The sequence below is a fragment of the Lentzea aerocolonigenes genome (assembly GCF_000955955.1).
GTDB lineage: Bacteria > Actinomycetota > Actinomycetes > Mycobacteriales > Pseudonocardiaceae > Lentzea > Lentzea aerocolonigenes_A.
The window spans coordinates 1-14,190 of sequence record NZ_JYJG01000489.1; the positions used below are offsets into that span (position 1 = coordinate 1).

Genomic DNA, 14,190 nt, shown 5'->3' on the forward strand with positions numbered 1-14,190 from the left:
GGACTTCCGGGAGGCGATCGCGGAGATCACCTTCAGCGAGCCCGCCATTCCGTTCCAGGCCGGCGGCAACCCTGCCACGGTCGACTACTGGGTCGACCACGTCCGGCATGCGGTGCGGTTCCACGACAACGTGACCGCGCTGGGGGACAACGCCTTCGTGGAGATCGGGCCCGATGCGGCGCTGACGCCGTTGGTGGACGGGGCGATTGCGGTCAGCAGGCGGGGCGCGAACGAGGTCACGCAGTTCCTGACCGCGCTCGGGCAGGCGCACGCGGAGGGCACCGACGTCGACTGGTCGCCGCTGCTCGCAGGAGCGAAGAAGGTCGACTTGCCGACGTACGCGTTCCGGAGGCAGTCGTACTGGCCGAAGGTGGTCGAGGGCGCCGGCGATGTGAAGTCGGCTGGGCTCAACGGGGTCGGGCACCCGTTGCTCGGTGCGGCGGTCCAGCTGGCCGGGCAGGACGGGCATCTGTTCACGAGCCGGATCGCGCTCAGGACGCACGGGTGGCTCGCGGACCACGTGATCATGGGGCGGGCACTGGTGCCGGGCGCGGCACTCGTCGAGGTCGCGCTCAAGGCCGCCGAGGAGCTCGGGCTCGACACCTTGGAGGAGCTGACGATCGCGGCCCCGCTCATCCTGCCAGAGCAGGGTGGGGTGCAACTGCAGGTCGTGATCAGCGCCGAGGAGGACGGGAAGCGCGCGGTCACGATCTACAGCCGGCCCGAGGACACGGATCTGCCGTGGACCGAGAACGCCGGCGGAACGCTGAGCAGCAGCGATCGGACGGGCGAGCGGCTCGACACCTGGCCCGTCGGAGAGCCGGTCCGGCTCGACGGCGTCTACGAGAAGTTCGCGGAGATCGGGTTCGCGTACGGGGACACGTTCCAAGGCCTGCGGAACGCTTGGCGGCACGAAGGTGCGGTGTACGCGGAAGTCGCTTTGCCAGAAGGGATCGAGCCTGGAGCGTTCGGGATCCACCCGGCACTCCTCGACGCCGCGCTGCACACCGCGTTGCTCGCCGAGGGCGACGGGGGAGCGGGGCTGCCGTTCAGCTGGGAAGGCGTGAAGATCCACGCCACCGGGGCGGCCGCGGTCAGGGTGAGGATGACGCGGGACGAGAGCGGGGCGATGCACATCGTCATCGCGGACCCGCAAGGAAACCCGGTGGCCGAGGTCGAGTCGTTGGTGGTGCGGGCGGTCAACGCCGGGCAGCTCAACGAGAACACCACGCGGGACGCGCTGTTCACGCTCGACTGGACGCCGCTCAACGCCACGCAGCCGATCGAGGCGACCGTGGCGATCGCGGGCCAGGACCACTTCGGGCTGGTCGACCACTTCGTGCAGGGGCGCGTCTTCGACAACATCGAGATGGCGGACGCGGAGATCGTGGTCACCGAAGTCGTCGCCTACTCGGACGACGTGGTGGACTCGACGCACGCCGCGGTGTCGGACGCGCTGATCAACGTCCAGGAGTGGATCACCGGCCACCGCGCGGGAAGGCTCTGGTTCGTCACGAAGAACGCCGTCGCGGCAACCGAAAGCGACGTCCCGGACCCCGTGGCGGCGGCGATCTGGGGCCTGGTCAGGGTTGCGCAGTCCGAGCACCCCGGCAGCTTCGGGTTGCTCGACATCGACGACCAGCGCTCCAGCCTCGCGGTGCTGCGGCAGGCGGTGAACGCCGACGAGCCGCAGATCGTGCTCAGGGACGGCGAGATCCTCGGCGGCCGCCTCGCCAGGGCGGAACGGACCGAGCAGACCGCCGAGTACGGCAAGGTGCTCATCACCGGTGGCACGGGCGGACTCGGCCGGATCATCGCGAAGCACCTCGTCGAGAACCACGGGGTCCAGGAACTGGTCCTCGCCAGCCGCAGCGGGCAGGCAGACGTCAGTGACCTGCAGGCGAACGTGACCGTCGCGGCGTGCGATGTCAGCGACCGCCGAGAACTCGAAGAACTCCTGAACAGCCACCAGCCGCAGACGATCATCCACGCGGCCGGTGTGCTGGACGACGGCACGATCGAGTCGCTGACGCTGGACCGCGTCGACCCGGTGCTCCAACCGAAGGTGGATGCTGCCTGGTACCTGCACGAGCTGGCGCCACAAGCGAACCTGATCCTGTTCAGCAGCGTCGCCGGCACGTTCGGCAACGCCGGGCAGGCGAACTACGCCGCGGGCAACGCGTTCCTCGACGCACTGGCCGCGCACCGCAAGGCGCACGACCAGGAGGCCACGAGCATGGCCTGGGGTGCCTGGGACACCGGCATGCTCAGCGCCCAGGACGCGGAACGCATGGCCCGCACCGGCATGCCCGCGATCACCCAGGAGCTGGGCACGACCCTCTTCGACGAAGCGCTCCACACCGGCGAAGCGGCACCAATCCCGGTGAGGCTGGACTTCGCTGTCCTGCGCAACCACGAGGTCGCACCGCTGTTGCGCGGTCTCGTGCGCACCAAGTCGAAGAAGGCGGTGGCAGGCCAGGAAACCGCAGACTCGCTCGTCAAGCGGCTCACGAACCTCACCGACCAGGCAAGGACGGACGCGTTGCTCGAGCTCGTCCGCGGCCAGGTCGCCGAGGTGCTCGGCCACGCGGAGGGCGAGATCATCGAGGAGGACAGGCAGTTCCAGGAGCTCGGCTTCGACTCGCTCACCGCGGTCGAACTGCGCAACCGCCTCGGCGGCGCGACGGGGCTGCGACTCCCCGCCACGCTGGTGTTCGACTACCCGACGCCCGCGGATCTGGTGGCACACCTCAAGTCCGAGCTGCTCGCCGACGCGCCGGAAGCCGGACTGCCGAGCGTGCTGGCCGACCTCGACGCGTTCGAGAAGGCGCTCGACGAAGCCAGCGTGGACAACGCCCTGCACCAACAGATCGCGGCCAGGCTCGACGTTCTGCGCACCAAGTGGCTGGAGAACAGCCAGCAAACCAGCGCTGTGAGGGACTTCGAGTCGGCTAGTGACGACGAGATGTTCGCCATGCTCGACGAAGAACTCGGTCTCTGAGAAGGGGACGGACATGCCACTGGTGATCGGGGTGGTGGGGCTCGGCGGCCTCGGAGAAGGACTCGCCAAGGTCCTGCTCGCCAACGGGGCCGAGGTGATCGGCGTGGACAGCGATCTCGACGTGCTGTCCCGCGTGCACCGCAGGTTGAGCGGTCCGCAGCTGACCCTCGCCACCGAGCTGGTCGACCTCAAACGCGCGGACCTCGTCATCGAGGCACTGCCGGAGGAGTTCGAGACAAAAGCGACCATGCTGCAACGGCTCGTGGAACAGTGCGCGCCGGGCACGGTCTTCCTCACCACCACCCCGACGCTCTCGGTGGCGAAGCTCGCGATCGCGTCCGGAGCGCCGGACCGGGTCGTCGGGCTGCGCTACTCCATCCCGCCGCCGTACGGGCAGCACGCAAGCTTGATCGGCACGTCCATGGCCTCACCCGAGGCGTTTCACCTGGCACGCAAGGCAGTCCGGCTGGCCGGCACCGAGATCGTCAGCCTCGGCGGCCGGTCAGCCGAGGCCGCCACCGCGCTGCTCTACGCGTGCATGAACCGCACGATCAACCTCGCCGACGCGGGCTACGCGACCGTCGAAGATCTCGACACGGCCGTGAAACTGGGCTGTGGACTCAAGTTCGGGCCACTGCACCTGCTCGACCTCATCGGGCTCGACACGGTCCGGACAGCACTCGGGAAGCTCCACGAGATCACCGGCGATGACTCCTACGTCCCGTCGCCGCTGCTGGACCGCATGGTCGGCGAAGGACTTCTCGGGAGAAAAACCGGGCAGGGCTTCCACCGCTACGACGACCGCGGCGAGATCGTGCCGCCCGCCCGCAACCGCGTCACGAACGGCGAACCGCGCGAGATCCGGCGAGCAGGTGTCGTCGGCGCCGGGCTGATGGGCCGCGGCATCGCCGAAATCCTGATCGTGGCGGGCATTCCGACCACACTCCTCGCCCGCACACCCGAAAAGGCAGCCGAGGCACAGGACAAGATCTGGTCGTCGCTCACCAGAGGAGTCCAAAAAGGAAGAATGTCCGAGCAGGATCGCCAGGACGTCCTCGCCAGGCTCGCCGTCGGCACCGGCTGCGAAACGCTCGGTGACGCCGACATCGTGATCGAGGCCGTCGCCGAGGACATGACGGTGAAACGCGCTGTGCTGCAAGGCATCGACGAAGCGACGAAACCCGGCGCGATCATCGCCACCACCACGTCGAGCCTTTCCGTGACGGACTGCGCGAACGCCACGAGCCGCCCCGCCGACGTGATCGGGCTGCACTTCTTCAACCCCGCACCGGTGATGAAGCTCGTCGAGATCGTCCGCACCGAGCACACCGCCGACGAGGTGCACGCCACCGCCCACGCGCTGGCGAAGTGGCTGCGCAAGACCGCGGTCGACTGCGCGGACCGCGTCGGCTTCATCGTGAACCACGTGCTGTTCCCATATCTGAACGACGCCATCGGCATGCTCGCCCGCACCGACGTGACGGTCGAGGAGATCGACACCGCGATCGTGACGGCGTTCCACCACCCGATGGGTCCCTTCACGCTCCTCGACACCATTGGCCTGGACGTGTCCCTGGCCATTCTGGAGACCCTCGGCGCCGCGTCGAAGGCCGGCGAACCCGTTCCCGCCGAGGAACTGCGCCGGCTCGTCGCCGCCGGCCACCTCGGGAGGAAAACGGGAAGCGGATTCCGGCTTGTCGACAAAGGAAAGTGAGAGATTCCCGAGCATTAATTGCCGTAGAACGGGCACAGGCACGCTCGTCGTTCGCAGAGAGGTGGTCATCACAGATGGCCGAGGAGGTCGGCACGGGACGGCGGCATGTCGCGATCTTCGCCAATCCCCTGCAGGGACAGGCACTACCCGCGCTCGCGGTGATCGAGGAACTGGTGCGGCGCGGCTACCGGGTCACCTACGCGACCTCGTCGGAGGTCGCCGCCAGACTCGCGCTCACCGAGGCCACCGAGGGCCGGTGGGACGTGGTGGGGTTCCTCGACGACAGCGTGTCGCCGATCTCGCTGGCACGCGGGTACTTCGCCGACGACCTCCCGGACCTCGTCGTCTACGACAGCAGCGCCGTCGAGGTCGCCAGGGCCGCCGCCGAGACGTGGGACGGCCTGCCGGACCCGGACTTCGTCGATGCCCGGTTCGGTGAGTTCCTCACCAGGTTCGGGCTCGCGTTCCTGCCGGAAAAACCCAGCCTCTACCGGGTTGTGCCCGGCCGCGTTGTGGCGTATTAGTTCACTGACTGGAACCGCGGGAGATTAGCCACCCGCACATTGCGGAATCGCCTGCCAGACTTTGACACTTGCCTCGCAGAGTTTGCGGTCCGGTCACCTGGGGCATTTATCCTCAGGCGCCGGGACATCTCTTCCAACCTGAGGCGGTAGGTGGTGGACAACCAGTCGGGCCCCGTCACTGAGCTCTTCGGGCGTGAGAGCGCGCTCACCACGGTGGCGCACCACACGACCGCGGCCCGCCGTGGCGCGGGCGGGCAGGCCCTGCTCGTGAGGGGTGCCCGAGGCTGTGGCAAGTCCGCCGTCCTGCGCCTGGCCGCCGCGACCGAGTCCCGTGCCGGGACGACGGTGTTGTCGAGCGTCGGCCGGGGTGAACGCCGGCCGCTCGCGGTCGCCCGCCGTCTCCTCGTCCAGACGGGTGTGATTGTTCCGGAACTCGCCGACCCGGCTCCTGCCGACCTCTACCGCGTATACCGGGGCATGTGGCGCGATGTCCTGACGCTGGCCCAACGTTCGCCCGTCTGCCTGGTGCTCGACGACCTGGACGCGTGTGACGACGCGACCGTCCGCTGGATCGATTTCGTCGTGCGCCGGCTCGGCGAGGAGCCGGTCAGCCTGGTGCTGTCCCAGCACGCGCCGCTGCACGTCGAACTGGCCCGCGCGCACGTCGTCGACCTCCAGCCGCTGACGACACCGCAGGTCGCCGACATGATCTCCACGACCCTGCACTTCCCGCCGGACGCCGTGTTCACCAGCCTGTGCCTGAGGCTCTCCGGCGGCATTCCCCGGCACCTCACGACCGTGCTCGCGGACATCCGGGCCGCTCAGGCGTTGAGGCAGGAGTCCGTGGAACTCGTCGCCGCACGCCGGCTCAGAGATCAGCCCGAGCACCTTCGCGCCATCGCCACGGCGCTCGTCGTCGTGGACCGGGAAGAACTGGTCGGGCCGCTCGCCGGAGTGTCGGCGCGGGTCGCCGAAGACGGGATTTCCGTACTGCGGAAGGAACATCTGCTCGGCGAGGGCCTTCCCGACCACGTTCGCGAGTGGTACCGCGCGGGCGTGCTGGAAGTGCTCGGCCCGGCCGAGGTCGCCGACCTGAGGCGCCGCGCGGCCGTCGTGCTGGACGAGTTCGGGCACGACGTGAGAGCGGTTGCGGACCAGCTCGTCCACCTGCCGGCGGTCGACACGCCCTGGATGTCGCAGGTGCTGCACGAGGCCGCGACCACCGGGCCACCGCAGGACGCCGCGCGTTACCTCCGCAGGCTCGTCGAGCTCGATCCGGACGACGTCGAACTGCGCGTCCAGCTCGCCACCGAACTCTCCCGCCACGACCCGAACGAGGCCTGCGAGCACCTCGCCGCCGCGTTCCACCGCACCAGCGACCCTGACCTGCGTGCCGCGCTGGCCGTGAAGCACTCGCTCACCGGCCGGACGCGGACTTTTCTCCGGCTCGCCAGGGATCCCGCGGTGTCCGAGGACCTCGTGACGCTGCTCGACGCCGTGCAGCTGTCCATCGACCTCGACGACGTCCACGCGGCGGCAGGGGCCGTGGCCGCGGCGACTCCGCCCAGAGCCGCGGACACGACGGCGCAACGGTGCCTGCTCGGCGTGGTCGCGGAAGCCACCATGCGCGGCGGCGGCAGCATCGAGACCGCGGTCGGCTACGCGCGGTCGGCACTGTCCGATCCGGACGCGTTGACCGACTGGTCGATGCTCTCGGCCGCGTCCGTGCTGCGCGTCGCCGGGCACACCGAGGAAGCACTGGACGTGCTGGACCGGGCCGTCGACGCCTTCTCCCGCAACGGAGACTCACTCGCCCACTGCCGGTCGCTGGTGCAGCGCGCCTTGGTGCACATGTCACTCGGCGATCTCCAGCGAGCCACGAAGGACGCTTCGACAGCGGTCCAGGCGACGCGCGACTGCGGCTGGCAGCTGCCGCGAGCGGTGATCCTGCTGGCGTGGCTGTCCTTGCAGACCGGCAACACCCCGCTCGCCGCGCAGCTGCTGGACGAAGTGGACGAAGACGCGATCCGGCACCTCACGCCGACGCACCGCGAATACCTGCGCACGCTCGGATGGCTCGCGTTCGTGCAGGACGACATCCCGCTGGCCGCGGACCGGATGGCGGCGTGCGCGACGGTGCTGGCGGCCACGGGGTTGAGCGACCCCAGCGCGTTGCCGTCGTGGACCGACGTCGTCCAGGTGCTGTCGATGGCCGGGCGCGACGCGAATGCCGCGATGCGCGAGGTCGATAGGCTGGCGAAAGCCTGGCCGTCCCGCGAGTCGGCCGCCTATTCGTTGCTGGCACGGGCTTACACCACGCACGGGCCGGCCGCGCTGGACATGGCGAAGGCCGCCTCCGACGCGTTCGCCGCCATTCCGTCGCTCATCCAGCAGGCACGCACGGAGCTCCTGCTGGGCCAGCGCTGGACGGGCGCGGGCCAGGCGCGGGAGGCGCGGACACACCTGCGCGCCGCCGTCGGGCTGGCGTTGCGGGCCGGGAGCCGGACGCTCGCGGACTCGGCCAGGACGATGCTGCTCGGCGTCGGCGGCCGGATGCGCGTTCCGTCCACAGCGGACGGTCTGGCGGTGCTGACCGCCAGCGAGCGCAAGGTCGTCGAGCTCGCCGCCGCCGGGGTCACGAACCGCGCGATCGCCGACCACCTGTTCGTCACGCTGCGGACCGTCGAGGTCCACCTCACCCGCGCCTACCGCAAGCTCGGCATCTCCAGCCGCGCGGAGCTGGCGGACCTGCTGGCTTCGTGATGATCCTGCTCGAACGCGCCGGCGAACTCAGACAGCTCACCCGCGCACTGCAGCGCGCCCGCGACGGCCACGGCGACCAGATCGTCATCGCCGGACCACTCGGCTGCGGCAAGTCCGTGCTGCTCCAGGCACTCCGCGAGCGGGCCACGGGCATGCGCGTCCTCACCGCCACCTGTTCGGTGGTGGAACAGGACTTCGCGTTCGGCGTCGCCCGCCAGCTGCTCGAACCCGCACTGGGCCGCGCCGGTGCCTGCGATCGCTGGCTCACCGGCACCGCCGGCCTGGCGAAGCCCGTCTTCGAGCTCGACGTGCAGCTCGACTCCGCTTTCGCCGTCGAGGAAGCGGCGGTCAGCGGGCTCACCGCGCTCACCCACGTCATGAGCGCGGAGAAGCCGGCCGTGCTGCTGGTCGACGACCTGCAGTGGGCCGACGACCCGTCGTCGCGGTGGCTCGTCAGGCTTTCGAAAACGCTGAGCGAGCACCCGATCCTGCTCGTCGCGGCGGCCGCGGACGGCGAGCGCAGCCCGTGGCTGGAAGAGTTCCGCAGCACCGAGATCAGGCCGGAACCGTTGTCGGCCAAGGCGATCGCGGAACTCGTCGAACGCCGCACCGGGCAGACTCCCGACGACGAGTTCGTCGCCGCCTGCCACGCCGTCACGGGCGGCAACCCGATGTTCCTGCGCGCGGTGCTCAACCACGTCACCAGCCCGACCGCGGACCAGGTGCCGCACGTTCAGGAGCTGAGGCCCGCCCGGCTCAAGGAAAAGCTCGTGCGCGGCCTTGCGACGCAACCGCGACACGTCCAGGACTACGCCAAAGCCGTTGCGATCCTGGGAGACGACGACCTGACCGGACGGCTCGCCGGGCTCACCGAACAGCAAGCGCTCGAGGCACAACGGATCCTCGACCACGCCGGACTCGTGATCAGCAGACCGGCCGTCCGCGACGCGGTCGAGGAGTCGATGCCGGTGAGCGAACGCGAGGAATGGCAGGCGCGGGCCGTGCAGCTGTTGCACGACAACGGCAGGCCGGCCGAACAGGTCGCGGCCCGGCTGCTCGCGGTCACGACGACGCAGGGGCGTTGGGCGATCGGCACACTGCGGGAAGCCGCGGGCACGGCGATGCGGCGAGGCGCTCCGGAAGTCGCGGCGCGGTATCTGCGCCGGGCGTTGCGAGATGTTCCAGGCGACTCCGAGCAACGCGCGCGGCTCCTCGTCGATCTCGCCACCGCGGAACGGTTCTTCGACCCTGCCGCATCCGTCCGGCACATCTCCTACGCCGTGCCGTTGTTCCGCGAGGTCGAAGATCGGGCGACCGCGCTGGTGAGGATCGCGCCCACGGCGCTGGGGCAGGCGCCGCGGCCCGTGCGGGAGCTGATCGACCAGGTCGCCGCCGAGCTGAACCATCCGGAACTCCGCTACCGGCTCGAAGCGCGGCAGAGGTATGTGTGGCACGCGAACCCCGCGCTGCTCACCGACTCCGTCCAACGCCTGAAGCAGATCGACGGCGGCACACCCGGCCGGCGCGAACTGCAGATCATCCTGCTCGACGCCGCCATGCTCACCGCCCGCATGCCCGCACAGGAGGTCGCGGACATCGCAAGTGCCGTGCTGAAACAGGAAGCACCGCATCCGAGGCACGTCCACACCGCGATTCCGTTGCTCATCAGGGTTCTCGCCGCCGCGGACGCCGCCCGCGAAGCCGTGCCGTGGCTCGAACGCGCCCTCGGCCAGGCCACCAACACCGTCGAGAAGGCGTTGATACTGGCTCAGCAGTCGTTCGTGCTGATGCACCAAGGAAAACCCGGAGAGGCGCATCGGGCGGCCGAGCACGCCGTCGACCTCGCCGTGCTGGACTGGCGTGGCGACACGACGACTGCGGCCGTCGGACTCACCGCAGTCGCGATGGAACTCAGAGACCCGTCGCTGATCGCCAAAATACTGAGCTCCCGCCCCGATCGAGACGAACCCGCCGGCTGCGACGCCGTCTACCGGATGCTGCACGCGACCGGCGAAGCACTGGCGGGGCAGAACGCCGCAGCGTTGGAGCGGTTCCAAGACTGCGGGCGGGTGCTGGACAGCGTCGGCTGGCGCAACCCCGTGCTGCTGCCCTGGTGCATCACGACCGCGAGGCTGCACGCCCAGCTCGGTGATCTCAAAGCCGCGCGGGACGCCGCCGCCCAGGCGTGGGACCGCGCGGTCGAGTGGGGCGCGCCGGTCGGCGTCGGCCGGGCGTTGTACGTGCTGGGCCGCTACACGCCAGGTCGCAAGGGGCTCGGGATGCTGCACGAGGCCGTCCAGGTCCTGCACGCCAACCCGTTCGAACGGGCCAAAGCACTCCTTCAGCTCGGCGCGCGCGAACGAGCCGATGGCGACCCGCAAGCGCAGCGGCACCTCGAGGAGGCACACCGGCTCGCGGTAGGGGCAGGCGCGGAAAGACTGGGCACGAGAATCGCGAAGGAACTCGACGGTAATTCGCCGGGCATTGTCGTGGCACTGACCCGCACCGAGTTCAAGGTCGCCGGACTCGTCGTCCAGGGCCTCACCAACGCCGAAATCGCGGAAGAACTCGCCGTGACCTCGCGCGCGATCGAGAAGCACCTCACCAACTCGTTCCGGAAGCTCGGCATCCGCAGGCGCACCGAACTCCCCAGCGCACTCGCGAGGGCCTACCCGCCGCCCGCGTAACCTCCGCGACACATCTACGAATTTCTTGTGCGCACTTCCCGCACAGTTGAGCCGCACCTCAGTTACCGCGCGGTGGCGTCTCGATCGGCTGCGAGTGCATCGCAGCAGCTCAGCGCAGGTGATGCGGCATCAGGTGAGACGACACCGAAACGTCCTACCGAAATACTCGGACGCCTCCCCGAACCCCCGGCTCACCCCTACCACAACATTAGGGGCCACCCCTCACACCTCGTTGACCGCGTTCGGCGAATCTTCCTACGATTCATCGTGTCCAAGGCGGAATCTCAGGAATTGTTCTAGACCGCCTGGCGACCATCTCAAGTCTCTCACTGCGCAGTCGCGGAACGCCGAGTTCGACGATCGAGAGGGATACTCTCCGATGCACACTGTTGCCGCTGGTTCTCTCGTGCCCAACCACACTGGCTACGACCACACAGCCGTCGTTCCCGACGCGGACGTGTTCCGCTCCCTGCTCGAGCGGTCCGGCCTCTGCCTGGCCCGCCTCGACCTCCAGCTGCGCGTCGTCGAGGCCAACGACGACTTCGTGACCCAGTTCGGGCACTCCCGCGAGTCGCTGCTCGGCCGCAGCTTCTACGAGCTGCTGCACCCCGGCGTGCACGGCCCGATGCGCAAGCAGTTCGCCCGCCTCGTCGAGGGGCGCCGTCAGCGCTTCGTCGAGCACCTCGCCGGCATCGGCCCGCGCCACGCCGTCTTCACCGGCGACATCACCGGCATCGCCGTCCACGACGCGCACGGCGACCTGGTGCAGTTCGTCGTCGTGGTGAACCCGGAGAAGGGCGAGCAGCCCAACGCCGTCGTCGTCGACCGCAACCGCATCCTCACCGAGCTCGACGCCCGGATCCTCGAGGGCATCGCGACCGGCGAGTCGACCGTGCGGCTCGCCTCGCGGCTGTTCCTGTCGCGGCAGGGCGTCGAGTACCACGTCGGCACGATGCTCAAGAAGCTCAAGGCTCCCAACCGTGCCGCGCTGGTGTCCCGCGCCTACAGCCTCGGTGTGCTGAGCGTCGCCAGCTGGCCGCCCCGGGTCTCGGCGGACTACATCAAGTAGGACGGCAGCGCCATGCAGGAGGTTCTGGACCGGGCTGCACACGCAGCCCGCGAGTGGGGTGCCACCAGTCCCGGCGACCGCGCCGCCGCACTCGACGCCGTCGCTCACGCGCTCGACCGGGAGACCGGTGAGCTGGTGGCGCTGGCCGAGTGGGAGTGCAGGCTTCCCGGTGACCTGCTGCGCGCGGAGGTTGGTCGCACCACCTTCCAGCTGCGCTCGTTCGCCGAGTACCTGCGCTCCGGAGCGGTCAACGGGGTCGTGATCGACCGTGAGGATCCGAGCTGGCCTCCTGGGCCACGGCCGGATCTGCGCCGCATGCTGATCCCGCTCGGCCCGGTCGCGGTGTTCGGCTCCACGTCGTACCCGTTCGCGTTCTCCGTGGCCGGCAGTGACACGGCCTCCGCGCTGGCCGCCGGCTGTCCGGTCGTGGTGAAAGCGAGCCACAGCTACCCCGATCTCGCCGACCGCACGGCCGAGATCGTCGAAGAAGTGTTGCCCAAGGGCGTGTTCGCGCTCGTGCACGGTCAGCGCCGCGCCCGTCAGCTCGTGCTCGACCCGCGGATCAAGGCCGTCGCGTTCATCGGCAGCTCGCGGGTCGGCCGCGAACTGCACCACCTCGTCGCCACCCGCCCGGAGCCGATCCCGTTCTACGGCGGCTTCGGCAGCGTCAACCCGGTGTTCGTGACGAAGCGAGCGGCGGAACTGCGGGGGAGCGAGATCGCGCGAGGGTTCGCTCGTGCGCTGGGCAAGCAGAGCGGGCAGCTCTGCACCAAACCCGGACTTCTCGTGGTACCAGAGGGTTTCGCCGGCGACGTCGCTGACGAAGTGCGCGCGCTGCGGGCGGAACCGTTGTTCAACAAGCTCGTGGCCAAGCGCTACGAGACCGGTGTGGAGGCGCTGACCGCGTTCCTCGACGTGCTGGTCGAGGGCGGGTCGGGCGCGGGCGGGCACGCACCGACGTTGTTGCGCACCACCGCCGCCGACGTGCTGGCGGGCCACGACGAGGCGTTGTCCGAGTGCTTCGGGCCCGTCTCCGTCGTGGCCACCTACCGCGACAGCCACGAACTGCTGGAGCTCGCCGCCGCGTTGCCCGGACAGCTGACCGTGACTGTTCATGGGACGGCGCACGGCGAGGACGACGACGTTCTGCCGGACCTGATCGGTGAGCTGACCGGACGTGCCGGGCGGATCGTGTGGAACCAGTGGCCCAACGACATCGCGACCACGCCCGCCATGCACCACGGCGGCCCGTGGCCCGCGACGACGTCCCCGTTCCACACCTCGGTCGGTGTCCGTGCCGTCGAACGGTTCCAGCGTCCCGTGGTGTTCCAAGGGTTTCCCAGTCATTTCCTGCCGGAAGTGCTGGCGGACGAACGGTGAGGAAGGTCGGAGAATGCGCGCAGCGGTGGTCGCGGGACTCGGGTCATGGCTCCCGCCGCGGGTGGTCACCAACGACGAGCTGACAGCCAAGCTGGACACGACCGACGAGTGGATCCGGACGCGGATCGGGGTCGCCACACGCCACGTGGTCGAACCCGGCATGGCGACCTCGGACCTGTCGGTCGAGGCGGCGCGCCGGGCGCTGCGGTCGGCCGGGGTGCCGGGTGCGGGCGGGGTGATCCTCGCGACCACCACACCCGACCGGCCCTGTCCCGCGACGGCACCGGAGATCGCGTCGCGGCTCGGGCTCGTCGACGTGCCGGCGTTCGACATCGCGGCCGTGTGCACGGGTTTCGTGTACGGGCTCGGGGTCGGCGCCGGACTGATCACGGCCGGGATCGTGGACAGCCTCGTCATGATCGGCGGGGACGCCTACTCGACGATCCTCAACCCGCAGGACCGCACCACGTCCGTGATCTTCGGTGACGGCGCGGGTGCGGTGGTGCTGCGTGCGGGATCTCCTGACGAGCCGGGTGCTCTCGGGCCGTTCGACCTCGGCTCTGACGGCGAGCTGTCCGACCTGATCACGGTGCCCGCGGGTGGGTCGCGGCAGCGGTCGTCGCGCGACATCGTGCCGCACGGTGACAAGTTCTTCCAGATGGAGGGGCGTGAGGTCTTCGCCAACGCCGTTGCCCGGATGTCCGCGGCTTCGCGCAACGCCGTCAAGCGGCGGGGGTGGGTCGAGTCCGATGTGGACAAGGTGATCGCGCATCAGGCCAACACGCGGATCCTGGACGCGGTGTCGGCTGAGCTGGGCGTGCCGCGTGACAAGTTCGTCTCCAACATCACGGACGTCGGAAACACCTCTGCCGCCTCGATTCCGCTGGCTCTGGCGCATGGTGTGCGCTCCGGCGAGCTCCAACCAGGCCAGAAGGTCCTCCTGACCGCGTTCGGCGGCGGACTCACCTGGGGCGCAACCACCCTGGTCTGGCCCGCCCTGAGCCTCTCGGAGTAAACGATGAAGGGAACCTTCATCCACGTGAGGTGGATGA

Annotated in this window: 8 protein-coding genes; all 8 read left to right on the forward strand. The window is 69.5% G+C overall.

Features of this window, described 5'->3' with window-relative positions:
• The coding region (locus tag UK23_RS44450) for an SDR family NAD(P)-dependent oxidoreductase (protein ID WP_045317871.1) at positions 1 to 3,001 on the forward strand (3,001 nt) is incomplete at its 5' end.
• Positions 3,002 to 3,014: 13 nt separating this feature from the next.
• Entirely contained in the window at positions 3,015 to 4,715 is a 1,701-nt protein-coding gene (locus tag UK23_RS44455; RefSeq protein WP_045317872.1) for a 3-hydroxyacyl-CoA dehydrogenase family protein, read from the forward strand.
• Between the two features lie 74 nt (positions 4,716 to 4,789).
• Positions 4,790 to 5,239: a hypothetical protein gene (locus UK23_RS44460; RefSeq protein ID WP_045317873.1), complete on the forward strand. Its 450-nt coding sequence runs from the start codon at positions 4,790 to 4,792 to the stop codon at positions 5,237 to 5,239.
• 153 nt (positions 5,240 to 5,392) lie between these two features.
• Entirely contained in the window at positions 5,393 to 8,002 is a 2,610-nt protein-coding gene (locus tag UK23_RS44465) for a LuxR family transcriptional regulator (RefSeq protein ID WP_045317874.1), read from the forward strand.
• Positions 8,002 to 10,689 (forward strand): AAA family ATPase, encoded by a 2,688-nt coding sequence (locus UK23_RS44470; protein WP_052685600.1) that lies wholly within the window; start codon positions 8,002 to 8,004, stop codon positions 10,687 to 10,689. The genes UK23_RS44465 and UK23_RS44470 overlap by 1 nt, the downstream gene beginning before the upstream one ends.
• 406 nt (positions 10,690 to 11,095) lie before the next feature.
• Positions 11,096 to 11,758 carry a PAS domain-containing protein gene (locus UK23_RS44475; protein WP_231114968.1) on the forward strand — a complete coding sequence of 221 codons (663 nt, stop codon included), beginning with the start codon at positions 11,096 to 11,098 and terminating at the stop codon, positions 11,756 to 11,758.
• Positions 11,759 to 11,770: 12 nt separating this feature from the next.
• On the forward strand, positions 11,771 to 13,138 hold the full coding sequence (locus UK23_RS44480) for an aldehyde dehydrogenase family protein (protein WP_045317875.1): 1,368 nt from the start codon (positions 11,771 to 11,773) through the stop codon (positions 13,136 to 13,138).
• A gap of 13 nt (positions 13,139 to 13,151) precedes the next feature.
• On the forward strand, positions 13,152 to 14,153 hold the full coding sequence (locus UK23_RS44485) for a beta-ketoacyl-ACP synthase III (protein WP_045317876.1): 1,002 nt from the start codon (positions 13,152 to 13,154) through the stop codon (positions 14,151 to 14,153).
• Positions 14,154 to 14,190 lie beyond the last annotated feature (37 nt).

Bases quoted from the DNA above. Each gene is read 5' to 3' on its own strand.
- UK23_RS44485 (WP_045317876.1), top strand. From the start codon at position 13,152: ATGCGCGCAGCGGTGGTCGCGGGACTCGGGTCATGGCTCCCGCCGCGG.
- UK23_RS44480 (WP_045317875.1), top strand. From the start codon at position 11,771: ATGCAGGAGGTTCTGGACCGGGCTGCACACGCAGCCCGCGAGTGGGGT.
- UK23_RS44460 (WP_045317873.1), top strand. From the start codon at position 4,790: ATGGCCGAGGAGGTCGGCACGGGACGGCGGCATGTCGCGATCTTCGCC.
- UK23_RS44455 (WP_045317872.1), top strand. From the start codon at position 3,015: ATGCCACTGGTGATCGGGGTGGTGGGGCTCGGCGGCCTCGGAGAAGGA.
- UK23_RS44470 (WP_052685600.1), top strand. From the start codon at position 8,002: ATGATCCTGCTCGAACGCGCCGGCGAACTCAGACAGCTCACCCGCGCA.